At 75.2% G+C, this 12,605-nt stretch carries 8 protein-coding genes; 4 read left to right on the plus strand and 4 right to left on the minus strand.

What is annotated here, in order from left to right:
* Positions 1–8 precede the first annotated feature (8 nt).
* Entirely contained in the window at positions 9–1,262 is a 1,254-nt protein-coding gene (locus QK440_RS17485; RefSeq protein ID WP_282794079.1) for a zf-HC2 domain-containing protein, read from the plus strand.
* Positions 1,263–2,369: 1,107 nt separating this feature from the next.
* On the opposite strand, the gene purU is transcribed toward QK440_RS17485, so the two are convergent.
* Together purU and QK440_RS17495 are read right to left on the minus strand one after the other, a co-directional pair.
* The gene (purU, locus tag QK440_RS17490; protein WP_282794037.1) at positions 2,370–3,248 is read right to left on the minus strand and encodes a formyltetrahydrofolate deformylase; all 879 of its coding nucleotides are present in this window, start codon (positions 3,246–3,248) and stop codon (positions 2,370–2,372) included.
* A gap of 178 nt (positions 3,249–3,426) precedes the next feature.
* Positions 3,427–3,927, minus strand: coding sequence for a hypothetical protein (locus tag QK440_RS17495; RefSeq protein WP_282794038.1), 501 nt, complete (start codon positions 3,925–3,927; stop codon positions 3,427–3,429).
* 118 nt (positions 3,928–4,045) lie between these two features.
* Between QK440_RS17495 and QK440_RS17500 the strand changes: the two genes are divergently transcribed.
* Positions 4,046–5,344: an ABC transporter substrate-binding protein gene (locus QK440_RS17500; RefSeq protein WP_282794039.1), complete on the plus strand. Its 1,299-nt coding sequence runs from the start codon at positions 4,046–4,048 to the stop codon at positions 5,342–5,344.
* A 95-nt stretch (positions 5,345–5,439) separates the two neighbouring features.
* Here QK440_RS17500 and QK440_RS17505 read toward each other — a convergent pair whose 3' ends face one another.
* Together QK440_RS17505 and QK440_RS17510 are read right to left on the minus strand one after the other, a co-directional pair.
* Entirely contained in the window at positions 5,440–7,392 is a 1,953-nt protein-coding gene (locus QK440_RS17505; protein WP_282794040.1) for a hypothetical protein, read from the minus strand.
* 195 nt (positions 7,393–7,587) lie between these two features.
* The gene (locus tag QK440_RS17510) at positions 7,588–8,976 is read right to left on the minus strand and encodes a transcriptional regulator (RefSeq protein WP_282794041.1); all 1,389 of its coding nucleotides are present in this window, start codon (positions 8,974–8,976) and stop codon (positions 7,588–7,590) included.
* 409 nt (positions 8,977–9,385) lie between these two features.
* On the opposite strand from QK440_RS17510, the gene QK440_RS17515 reads away from it, so the two are divergent.
* A complete protein-coding gene (locus tag QK440_RS17515) occupies positions 9,386–10,057 on the plus strand; it encodes a bifunctional DNA primase/polymerase (RefSeq protein WP_282794042.1) in 672 nt (223 codons plus the stop codon).
* A 541-nt stretch (positions 10,058–10,598) separates the two neighbouring features.
* Positions 10,599–11,969, plus strand: a complete 1,371-nt coding sequence (locus QK440_RS17520; protein ID WP_282794043.1) for a PAS domain-containing protein — start codon at positions 10,599–10,601, stop codon at positions 11,967–11,969.
* The last annotated feature ends 636 nt before the right edge of the window (positions 11,970–12,605 follow it).

Here is a 12,605-nt window from a genome sequence, read left to right on the forward strand (position 1 = left end):
GGCCGGGCCTGCCCGATCCGTACGACGGCGGGGGCGAGGGCGCAGGCGGCTCCACGGGCCACCCGCGCATACCGGCGCCGCGCGCGCCCGCGGAGGACACCGGCGCGCCGCTGCCCGCCGCGGCGCCCGAGCCGCTCGTGCTCGACCACCCGGTGCTGAAGTCCCTGCTCGGCGCCTGGGCGCTGGCCGCCTGCTCCCCCGCCGAGGCGGCGGCCGTCGAGGAGCACCTCGGCGACTGCGGGCCGTGCGCCGAGGAGGCCCTGCGGCTGCGGGACGCGGTCGGGCTGCTCCACCCCGAGGAGAGCCTCGACCTCGACCCCGGGCTGCGCACCCGCGTCCTGGCGAGCTGCCTCGGCCGGCGCCCACCGCGCGTCCCGCTCCCGGACTGGGCCGCTCCGTACGACGCGGAGACCGCCCGGCTCGACGCGCTCCTGAAGGACATCGGGGACGCCGAGTGGCACGCGCCGGTGCGGCTGCGGTGGTTCGACGACGACCACCCCGTCAGCCGCAAGACCACCGTCGCCGGGGTCATCGCCCACCTCCTCGCCGTCGACGGCCTGGTGGCCACCGCGCTCGGCCTGGAGGACCCGCTGGGCGCGGACACCACGCCGGGCCTCGGCCCGGACGCGCGCACGGAGGCGTACTGGCGGGCGGCGCAGGCCCCGCCCACACGGGCGGTGCGGGAGCCCTGGCGGGACCAGACGCACGAGCTGATCCGGACGGTGTCGTTCGCGGGCGGCGGCTCCGGCCGCCTCCCGGTGCCGTACGGCGTACCGCCCGATACGACCGGCGCGCCCGGGGACGCGGCCCCCGGCCTGGCGCTGCCGCTGCGCGACTCGATGCTGGAGCGGGCCTTCGAGTGCTGGATCCACGCCGAGGACATCGCGCAGGCCGTCGACTACCCGTACGAGCCGCCCGCGCCCCGCCATCTGCACCGCATGATCGACCTGGCGGCGCGGCTGCTGCCCGTGACGCTGGCCGAGCGGCGCCGTGCGGGACGGAGCCCGGCGGGCCCGCCGGGCCGCAGCCTGCGCCTGGAGGTCGAGGGGGCCGGGGGCGGCGAGTGGCTCATCCCCCTCGACACACCCGGCACGAGCGGCTCCGCCGACGGCGAGGTGGCGCACGTCGCGCTGGACGGAGTGGAGTTCTGCCGCCTGGCCGCAGGCCACGTCTCCCCCGAGGAGGCCGCCGCGGGCCAGGTGGGCGACCGCGAGGCGATCCGCGACGTCCTCTTCGCAACAGCATCCTTGAGCCGCCTGTAGCCCCCCGAAGGAGGGCTGAGCCACCTGTAGCCACGCCCAGCGACCCCTCGCAGGCCGGTCCCACCCACCCGCCCCCACCCACAGGACTCGGCGCCCCGGCCTGGCGGCCGAAGCCGGGCGTCAGGGGTCCACCGCGGACCGGTTAGGCGACCGCGAGGCGATTCGCGACGCCCTCTTCGCCAACGTCCCTGAGCCGCCTGTAACCGCACCCCAGCGGCCCCCCGCAGGATGGTCCCGCCCTCCCGCCCCCACCCAGAGGGCTCCGCACCAGGGCCTGGTGGCCGAAGCCCGGGCGCCATGGGTCCACCGCGAGCCAGGTAGGCGACCGCGAGGCAATCCGCGACGCCCTCTTCGCAACAGCATCCCTGAGCCGCCTGTAGCCACACCCCAACCGCCCCCCGCAGGACGGTCCCACCCGCCCGCCCCCACCCAGAGAGCTCCGCGCCAGGGCCTGGCGCCACGGGCCCACCGCGACAGCGGCAGCACCGGAGCACCACCCGCAGCGCCCAGCATCCGGGCCGGACGGGCGAAGCCGGCTGTCACGGGCCCTTCGCGACAGCAGCGGAACCCAGAGGCACCGCCCGCAGCGCCCCGCGCCCGGGCCCGGCGGGCGAAGCCGGGTGGCACGGGCCCACCCCGGCAGCCGGGAGATCGGGGACGCGCCACCGTAGCGCCCCGCGCTCAAGCCCAGCGGGCGCAGCAAGGTGTCACGGCCCCCCAGCCAGGAACCAAGGAGCACCCCGCGCCCAGGCCTGGCGGCGCAGCCAGGTGTCACGGACCCCCCAGGCAGCCCCGGAAACCGGGGGCACCCCCCGCAGCGCCCCGCGCCCCGGGTCTGGCAGGCGCAGCCGGGTGTGACGGGTGGGTGGGTGGGAAACTCCGCCGCGGTAGCGGCGGCGCGGGGGGCACCGCCCGCAGCGCTCCGCGCCCGGGCCCGGCGGGCGAAGCCGGGTGGTACGGGTGGGCGGGTGGGAAACCCCGCTGGGGCAGCGGCGAAGCCCGGGAGCGCCATCCGCAGCGCCCCGCGCCCCGGGCCCGGCAGGCGCAGCCAGGTGGCACGGGTGGGCGGGTGGGAAAGCCCCGCGGCAGCAGGGCGCAGCCCACGCCTCAGGCGAAGACGACCGTACGGCGCCCGTTGAGCAGAATGCGCCGCTCCGCATGCCACTTGACGGCCCGCGCCAACGCCTGGCACTCCACGTCCCGCCCCACGGCCACCAACTGCTCGGGCGTCACCTCGTGCCCCACCCGCTCGACCTCCTGCTCGATGATGGGCCCCTCGTCCAGGTCGGCGGTGACGTAGTGCGCGGTGGCACCGATCAGCTTCACGCCGCGCGCGTGCGCCTGGTGGTACGGCCGCGCGCCCTTGAAGCTGGGCAGGAAGGAGTGGTGGATGTTGATGATCCGCCCGCTGAGCTCCTTGCACAGGTCGTCCGAGAGGACCTGCATGTAACGGGCCAGCACGACGAGCTCGACGTCCTGCTCCCGCACCAGCTCGAGCAGGCGCGCCTCCGCCTCGGCCTTGGTGTCCTTGGTGACCGGGATGTGGTGGAAGGGGATCCCGTACGAGGCGGAGAGCTCGGCGAAGTCCGTGTGGTTGGAGACGACGGCGGCGATCTCCACCGGCAGGGCGCCGATCCGGGAGCGGAACAGCAGGTCGTTCAGGCAGTGGCCGAACTTGGACACCATCAGGACGATCCGCATGCGGTCCTCCGCCCCGTGGATCTGCCAGTCCATGTGGAAGGAGTCCCCGACGGCGGCGAAGCTCGCGCGCAGCTTGTCCAGGGTCACCGGCGGCTCCGCGGAGAAGTGGACGCGCATGAAGAACAGGCCGGTGTCGTGGTCGCCGAACTGCTGGCTGTCCTCGATGTTGCAGCCGGTCATGAAGAGATAGCTCGACACGGCGTGCACGATGCCCTGTTTGTCCGGGCAGGAGAGGGTCAGGACGTACTGTTCGGCGGGGGCGGGGGCGGCGGACTGCTCGTTCATGCGGCCAAGGTTCCCATAGCGGGCACGGCCGGCGGCAATCGTCCCGCAGCGCGGACCCCCGGCCCCACCACACGGACAGGCCCCGGCTCCACCACACGGACGGACGGAACTCCAGCTCCACCACACAGGCTGACCCGGCCCCACCACACAAACAGACCCCGGCCCCGCCGCGCGGGCGTCAGCCGGAGCGCGTCAGTATCCGCAGCACCTCAAGCGACTTCGGCGGCACGTCCGGGTCCTCCCCGTCGCCCGCCGCCAGGCGCACGTGCGCGTCCCGCGCCGCCCGCACCGCCTCCGGCCACCCCGGGTGGGCCAGGTACGCGGACACGGCGGCGTCCGGCCCGACCTCGTGCATGATGCGCAGGACCCGGAGCACGGCCGCGTCGACCAGGGCCGCCTCCTGCGGGTCGCGGAAGATCGTCCCGACGTACTTCTCCGCGGACCAGTTGTCCAGCCACGTGTCCTCGACAAGGCGGTACACGGCGTCCGTCACGTCCCCGTACTCCTCGCGCCCGGCGAGCCAGCACTCCCGCTGGAACTCCGGGTCCGAGAGCATGTGCAGCGCCGAGCGCACGTTGCTGCGCCAGCGCCACCACGGCATGTCGTTCGTTGGCATGGCGCCTATGGTCCTTGACCGACGGCCGCGACGGGAAGAGTTCTCCGAACCTTGCACGGTCATCGATCGTACGTTCCCACATCCTCCCCTCTTCCTGGGCCCTGCCCGTTCACGCGTTCGTCACCATCCGTTGAGAGAGCGTCACTCCACGGTTGGTCCCCTACCGCAATCGTGCGTGTTCATGCCCGCCTTGCGACGCGTCTTCCTCCCCCGCCCCGCCGAGACCGCGACCCGAGCGCGCAGAGCGGCGTGCGCCGCGGCGGCGGTGGCGGCGGCCGCGGCGCTGACGGCCGGCTGCGGGGTCGTCCCCGGTACCACGGGGGGTTCCGAGCACGACCCCGTCACCGTCATGACATGGGCGCCCGACGGCACCCGGGCCACCAACAAGCCCGGCATGCCCGCGATGGCCCAGGCCTTCGCCCGCTGGGTCAACGCCAACGGCGGCCTCGACGGGCACGAGCTGCGGGTCATCACCTGCAACGTCCGCAACGACCCGGTGGAGGCGGCCGGCTGCGCCCGCGAGGCCGTCGAGCGGAAGGTGGCCGCCGTCGTCGGCTCGTACAGCCAGCACGGCCGGGCCTTCATGTCGCCGCTCGAGGTCGCGGGCATCCCGTACATCGGCGGCTACGGCCTCACCGACGAGGAGTTCGCCAGCCCGCTGTCCTACCCGGTCAACGGCGGCCAGCCGGCGCTGATCGCGGGCAACGGGCGGCAGCTCGCCGGGGTCTGCGACCGGGTCTCGCTGGTCCGGCCCGACACCGTCACCGGCGACGACCTCTCCAAGCTCCTGGACTCCGGCCTCGCCCAGGGCCACCGCAGGGCGTCCGCCGACATCCGGGCGCCCGAGGACGCCTCGGACTACACGGCGGAGGCCGACCAGGCGCTCGACCGCGCGGCGGGCGGCGGCCGCAAGGGCTGCGTGGCGGCGGCGCTCGGCGAGCGCACCGGCACGTTCTTCGACTCCTTCCGGCGCACCGGGGACGCGCACCCGGCCGTGCGCACCGCCTCCGTGCTCGGCAGCGTCGACCAGTCGCTGATCAACCGCTCGGGCGGCGCCGAGGGGCCGTACGAGGGCGCGTACGTCACCGGCTGGTACCCGGCGGCGAGCGACCGGCGGTGGGGGCCGATGCGGGACGTCATCCGGAAGCACGCCTTCGGCGACAACCGCGTGGACCCCGCCGACGCGGGCGTGCAGACCACGTGGATCGCGTACACCGTCCTGCGGCAGGCCGTGGAGTCGCTCGACGGCGGCGAGGTGACCCCCCGCGCCCTGCGCAAGGCCCTCAACCAGGGGCTCCGCGTGGACACCGGCGGGCTCACGCCGACGCTGAGCTGGCGCTTCGAGGACATGCTCGCGGCGGGCGAGTACCCGCGCCTGGTGAACGCGGCCGTCACCTTCCAGGTGGTGCGCGACGGCCGCCTCGTCATGGCCCGCGAGTCGTTCGTGGACGTGAAGAAGACCTTGGAGTCCGCCCGCTGAGACACCCGGCAGACCTCGGCGACCGCCCGCCCGAGGTGCCCGGCAGCAGACTTTGGCGACCGCCCGCCGAGGTGCCCGACGCGGCCGTGCGCGCCCTAGAGCTGCGTCGGCGCCCGCTTGGTCAGGCCGTGCTTGTCCGCGATCGCGTTCCACAGCTCCGCCGCCTGCTGCTTGGCGCGGGTCGCCTCGCCGCTCGCCCGGTTGCCCGCCGCCTGCTGCGGCGTGGGGCGGGCGTGGCCCTTGCGGCAGCCCTTCTTGCCCGCGACCTGCCCGGCCCACGCGGCGTAGTGGTTGTCGGCCGACGCGGACGCCCGCCAGGCGCGGTTCAGGGCGGTGGTCAGCCGGCCGTGCGCGGGCAGCTCGCCGACCTCCAGCTCGGCGAGCCGGCCGACGAGGCCGTTGCGCTGCCGGGCGGCGGCCCGCAGGTCGCTCGCGGCCTGCCGGAGGTTCTGGCACCTGCCCACGTCGCGGACGGCGTCGATCACCGACTGGCGGCTGTCGTTGCTGTCCGCGAGGAGCTTGTCGAGGGCGACCGCCTGCTTCTTCGCCGGGTCGGCGGACGGCGAGGGCTTCGCCTTGCCGCCGTCGTCGTCCTTGCCGTCCTCGTCCTGCGAGGAACTCACGGCCGTCGGCTCCTTGTCCTCCGCCTTCGCGTCCCCGCCGCCCGAGGCGAGCATCGCGCCCGCGCCGACGCCGATCACGGCGATGGCGACCCCGACGGCGACGATCAGCGGCGTCTTGGAGCGCGTACGGCCCCGGCGGCGCGGCTGGGGCTCCGGCGCGGGCTCGGGCGGCAGCGCCTCGACCCGGGGCATCTGCTGGGTGGAGGAGGCGCCCTCCGGCTCCCGCCGGAAGAGGCTGTCGAACTCGGCGGGCGGCTGCCGCTCGCCGTGGCCCGCGGCGGGCGCGGGGGGCGGGCCGGTGTCGGTGACGGGGGCGATGTACTGGGTGGGCGCGTTGTCCCCGGGGTAGGCGCCCTCCTCCGGTACGACGTCCGCGGCGCGGCCCAGGAACTGCGTGGCGTCCGCCCGTCCCAGGAACTGCGTGGCGTCCCCCGCGGGCATCTCGGGCGGCAGCGCCCCCGGCCCGACCGGCGGTATGTACTGGGTGGCCTGCGCGTCGGGGCCGTCCTGGGGACCCGGGTGTCCACCCGGCCCCGCTTGGCTCGCGGAGGCCGCGTGACTGCCGGGACCCGCGTGACTGGCGGGGGCCGCGTGACTGCCGGGGCTTCCATGACTGCCGGGGCCGCCGTGACTCCCGGAGCCGCTGTGGCTCCCGGGGTCCGCATGGCGCGCGGGGCCCGCGTGGCGCCCGTGGCGCCCGTGGCGTCCATGGCCGCCCTGCCCCGGCTGCCCCGGCTGCCCCGATGGCCCTGAGTACCCCTGCTGACCCTGCTGCCCCGCGTCCACCGGCCGCAGCACCTGGGTGTGCTCGGCGGCCGACCCCGGCGGCACGGGGCCCGCGCCCGGCTGCGGCTGCTGCGGCTGCCCGGGACCGGCGGCGGGCGGCCCGTACTCGCCGTACCCCCCGGCGGCGCCCAGCGCGCCCTGGCCCGTCGGCGGCAGCGGCTGCCCCTGGCCGGGCATCGGATACGCCCCGCCGTACTCCGCGGACGGCAACGGCTGCGCCTGGCCGTGCGCCTGGCCCTGGCCCTGGCCCTGCATCGGATAGCCGTACCCGCCCCCGCCCGTCGGCGGCGTACTCGGCGGCGTACCCGGCGGCGCACTCGGCGGCAGCGGAGCCCCCTCGGGCGGCAGCGGCATGCGCGGCGCGGTGGAGTCCTGCTGCGGCGCGGCCGACCAGCCCGCGCCGGTGCCCTGCCCCGGGTGCTGCGCGCCGCCCCAGCTCTCGCCCGGGTCCTGGGACTGCGGGGCCGCCGGGCCCCACGGCTCGCCCCAGGGGCTGCCGACGGGCGGGGCCGCCTGGTGGCCGCCGGGCATCAGGGGCTCGCCGCCGTCCGCGGGCAGCACGATGCCCTCGTGGGCGTGCCGCTCCGCGGGCTGCCGCGGGTCGGAGGACGCGGCGCCCTGACCGCTCTGCTGCGTCACCGGGACTCCTACTAATGGGGGAACCTTCGGAACGTCGGGTCACGCTACCGGGTCCCCGCGGCCGTCGGCCACGCAGCTCAGAGCCCACACGTGACGCCCACGTCACAGACGCCACAGGAGCAACGGAAGTTGTGCGGGAGACGCTGTTACAGGGGTCCCCTAGGGGGCACCGGACGCGTGCGTCTCCCGCTCCCCTCAGGCGGCCTGCAGTTCGACGCGCGCGCCGAACTCCCGCACCACCGGCTCCTCCCGGAACGGCTCCAGGCGCTGCTGGAAGTCGTCCAGGTACTCCGCGCCGCGGTTGGACCGCAGCGTGCCGAGCAGTTCCACGGCCTTCAGCCCGGTGTGGCAGGCCTGCTCCACCTCGCGCCGCTGCACCTGCGCCGTGGCGAGCAGCACCAGGCCGATCGCGCGCCGCCGCGCCCGGGTCTCCGGGTGCCCGGCCAGGGCCTCCTCCGCGCGCCGTGCCGCCGCGTCGGCCTGTCCCAGGTCGCGGTGGCAGTGGGCCAGTTCGTCGGCGAGGTAGGCCTGGTCGAAGTGGCGGATCCAGGCCGGGTCGTCGCCCGACCGCTCCTCGCCGACGGCCCGCTCCATCGCCTCGACCGCGCGGCCCGTCACGGCCTGCGTGGACCGGGCGTCGCCGAGCAGCGCGTGCCCGCGCGCCTCGGCGGCGTAGAACATGGACTCCACGCGCGGGGTGACCCGCCCGCGCGCCCCCTCCTGCGCCGCCCGCGCGAGCTGCGCGATCTCGCGGGGGTTGCCGAGCTGGGCGGCGAGGTGGCTCATGGACGCCGCGAGGACGTAACCGCCGTAGCCGCGGTCGCCCGCCGCCTGTGCCAGCCGCAGCGCCTGGATGTAGTACCGCTGGGCGAGGCCGGGCTGGCCGGTGTCCACCGCCATGTACCCGGCCAGCTCCGTCAACCGCGAGACGGCCGCGAACAGTTCGCGCCCCACGGCCTCCCGGTACGAGCCCGCGAGCAGGCCGGAGACCACGGAGTTCAGGTAGTGCACGACGACCGGTCGCACGTGTCCGCTGCCGTACTGGTGGTCCAGTTGCGTCAGCGCCTCCGTCATCGCCTTGACCGCCGCCACGTCCGACAGGCCGACGCGCGGCCCGGCCGTCCGGCCGACCTGCGGGTCCGGCGAGGAGATCAGCCAGTCGCGGCTCGGCTCGACGAGCGCGGAGGCCGCGACGGACGAGCCGGACAGGAAGTCCCTGCGGCCCACGTCGCTGCGCCACAGCTCGCAGACCTGCTCGATCGCGCCGAGAACGGTGGGGGAGAACTGAAGGCCCACGCCGGAGGCGAGGTTCTTGCCGTTCGCCATGCCGATCTCGTCGATCGTGACCGTGCGCCCCAGCTTGCGGCCGAGCGCCTCGGCGATGATGCCGGGGGCGCGGCCGCGCGGCTGCTGGCCGCGCAGCCAGCGAGCCACCGACGTCTTGTCGTATCGGAGATCGAGACCGTGCTCCGCCCCGCACATGTTGACGCGGCGGGCCAGACCGGCGTTCGAGCAGCCGGCTTCCTGAATGAGTGCTTGCAGCCGTTCGTTGGGCTGCCGCGCGACGAGTGGCCTTGCGGCCATGGCGTACCCCCTGTGTGCACCGTGGACCATCTGGTACTTCGGGTCGGATTTCGAGTCAGGCGACGAACGAGGAACGGTCCGGTCTTGTTCGCCGGTGCCGCCCAGATGATCAATGCCCGGGAAACAACCGGAAGATGCACCACAAACACCCACAAACACACCAGACATTGCCACAACGCATCGCAGCACATCGCAACGCATCACAACGCATCACAACATGGCACAGCGCGCACATGTCAGCGAGCCGGGTGAACTGGGATGAACTCCGACTGCCCCTGACGTGGTTACCCGCGCCGGGACCCCTTTGCCCGTGCGCGCCCCCGGTCGTGCTCCCATGCGCCCCGTGGCGGGAACGATGCTCCTCCCCCGCGCACATGACGGGCCGTAACCGGACCTGGCGGGCGGAGTTGTGCCCTGCGTGGAAGAGACCATCGGAGTCACGTCAGCCGCGCAGATCCCGAAGCAGCGCGGAGAGGCCCTGCAGGATTCGGCCGTACGGTACGCGGAGGAACGGCACTGGGACGTCTTCCCCGGCGCCTGGCTGGAGTCCGTCGACGGCACCTGGCGCTGCTCGTGCCAGGACGCCGCGTGCCCCGCGCCCGGCGCGCACCCGGTGCGCGACGACTGGCCCACGCAGGCCACCGGCAGCGCGACCGTCGCCCGGCGGCTGTGGGCGAAGCAGCCGAACGCCTCCATCCTGCTGCCGACGGGCCGTACGTTCGACGCGATCGACGTCCCCGAGACCGCCGGTTTCCTCGCCCTCGCCCGCATGGAGCGGATGGAGCTGACGCTCGGCCCGGTCACGTGCACGCCCGACCGGCGCATGCAGTTCTTCGTCCTGCCCGGCGCCGCGGCTAAGGTCCCCGACCTCGTCCGCAAGCTCGGCTGGCCGCCCGCGACCCTCGACCTCGTCACCCTCGGTGAGGGGGCGTACGTGGCCGCGCCGCCCACGCGTTTCGGCGCCTCCGGGGCCGTCCAGTGGGCCTGCCGCCCCACGGCCGCCAACCGCTGGCTCCCCGACGCGGAGGAGATCATCTCCCCGCTGGCGTACGCCTGCGGCCGGGAGGCCCGCCGCCGCTAGCCGCACAGGCACGGTCAGTTGGCCCGCCCCGCCGTACGCGCCGAGGCCTCCGGCTCTTCGAGCGGCTGTCCGGGAGCGACCTCCGCACCACACCGGCGGGCACGCGCACGTCCCGGACAACGCAGCAACCCGCGAGCCTGGTCCCCCGGCCTGGGGCCGGGGGAGCCGGCCGGACGTACCGGCGGCTCGCGGGTCGGGTGACTGCTGTGAATTTCGGCCGGCTGCGCGCCTGTCTCACGCGCTGGTCCGGCACCGCACTGAATGTGGTGGCGGGCCGCTAGCCCGCAGCCACCTCTTCCGTCCGGTTTCCATACATCTGCCGAACCACCTCCTCTCCGAAGTGACACCCACCCTAGGAAGCCCGCCCGGGGCGTTCAACTGTTTTTCCGTGAGCCGGGGCGCGCAACGATTTGCCGCGACTTCCGGGAACTCGCTGTGGCGCGCGTCACGTTCGAGTTGAATGATCTGAGGTGCGGTACGCGCAGCTCATGCAGTACAAGCAGCTCATGAGGAAGAGGACACGGCCTGCAGGGGGTTCCGGGTGAGTGCTTCCCGACAGAGCGGTACGACCGGTGAACTGGGTCCCGAAGAGCCCGGGCCCGGCGGCGCCGAACTGCTGGCGGCGCTCCTGGACGGGATGGACGCCGCGCTGTGCGCCTTCGACGCCGACGGGGTCGTGACGCACTGGAACCGCGAGGCCGAGCGGATCCTCGGCTGGTCGGCCGCGGAGGCCGTGGGGCGGCGCGGCTTCGCCGGGTGGGCCGTACGGCCCGCCGACGCGGAGGAGGTCGAGGAGCGCCTGCTGGCCGCCATGCACGCCCCCGGACGGCAGGTGCACGAGTTCGCGCTCGTCACCAAGGACGGCGGCCGCGTCCTCGTCCGTACGCAGTCCGCGGCCGTGCGCGGCGGCGACGGCAAGCCCTCCGGGGTGTACTGCGCCTTCTCCGAGGTGCACACCCAGATCGACCTGGAGCGGTCCATCGCGCTGAGCGAGGCGCTGTTCGAGGACGCCTCCTGGGGCGTGGTGCTCGTGGACGCCGACCTCAGGCCCGCCGTGGTGAACGAACACGCCGCGCGGCTGCTCGGGGCCGGCCGCGCGGCCCTGCTCGGGCGGCCGCTCGGGGAGGTGCTGCTCCAGGGCGTGGAGGAGCTGGAGAGCGCCCTCACGCACGTGCTCGCCGAGGGGGCGCCGCCCGCGCCCGCCGAGATGTGGGTGTCGGTACGGGGCGAGGACGGGCAGGCGGAGCGGCGGTGCTGGCGCAGCGGCTTCCTGCGGCTGGGTTCGCCGCTGGCGGAGGAGCCGGTGCCGCTCGGCGTCGGCTGGCTGTTCCGGGACGTCACGGAGGCCAAGCAGAGCGAGCAGGAGGCGGCGCAGCTGCGGTTCCGCTCGCAGCAGCTGCACCGGTCGGCGCGGGCCGCCGCCGAGTGCGAGGACCCGATGGAGGCCGTCACCGTCCAGCTCGACTTCGCCCTGGCCGGGTTCGCCGACCATGCCCTGGTCGACCTGCTGGCCGCCGACGAGCCGGCGGTACGGCTGGTGCGGGTGGCGGCGTCGCCCGCGGGGGCGCCGGGGCCGTGCCTGTCCGGGGACAAGGCGGGGCTGCCGGTGCGCTATCCGGAGGGGCATCCGGCACCGCAGTGCGTGGAGCGCGCCGGGTCCGTCCGCGCCAGCGCGGGCCTCGCGTCCCCCGAGCGGGCCAGGGACTGGGCGGCGGCGCGCCAGTGGCCGGAGTCCTCCGTGCACGCGCTGTGCGCGGTGCTGCGCAGCAGGGGGCGGACGCTGGGCGTGGTGACGTTCCTGCGGGGGGCGGCGCGCTCGCCGTTCGACCGGGCGGACGCGGTGTACGCGGAGAGCGTGGCCGCGCGGATCGCAGCCTCCCTGGACCTGACGACCCCACCCTCCCGCCCCTGACCCACCCGAAGCCTTCGTCCCACCCACCCGCCCTCCCCTTGCCGGGCTGAGGGCTGCCCCGGCGGCCCGGCCGGGGTGGGCCTGTAGGCCTGGGGGCGGGGTTGTGGGCCTGGGGGCAGGGCTGCGGGCCTGGGGGCAGGGCTGTGAACCCTGGCCAGGGCTGCCGGTTCGGGGGCAGGGCTGCCGGTCCGGGTGGTGCCGCCCGGCCCGAGGGGATGCCTGCCCGTAGGCCACGCCCGGGGGACGCCTGCCTACTGGCCACGCCCGGGGGCACACCCGGCGCCGCGCCCGCCCGCCGCCCAGCCTGAGGCGCACCCCTCCCACGGCCCGACCCAGGGCGCCCCCGCCCGCCCCCCGACCCAGGACACGCCCCGGGCCAGCTCCTTCGCAGCCCGGCCGATGGGGCCCTGCCCGACTGCCCGGTTGGAAGGCAGAACCCACCCGGCACCGCCCCCACCAAGCCCCACACCCCACCCCTGCCACACTCCCACCCACGCGGGGCGTGAAGACGAGCGCAAGCCCGCATCGAGGCTGAGCCGCCAAGCCAGGAGTACCGCCACTTGCATCGGCACTGCACACCGCACACGCCGACGGCACCCGCACCTGAGCCTGACCAGGCGCAGCACGAAGCACTCA

The sequence above is a fragment of the Streptomyces sp. CC224B genome (assembly GCF_030010595.1).
Taxonomy (GTDB): Bacteria; Actinomycetota; Actinomycetes; order Streptomycetales; family Streptomycetaceae; genus Streptomyces; species Streptomyces longispororuber.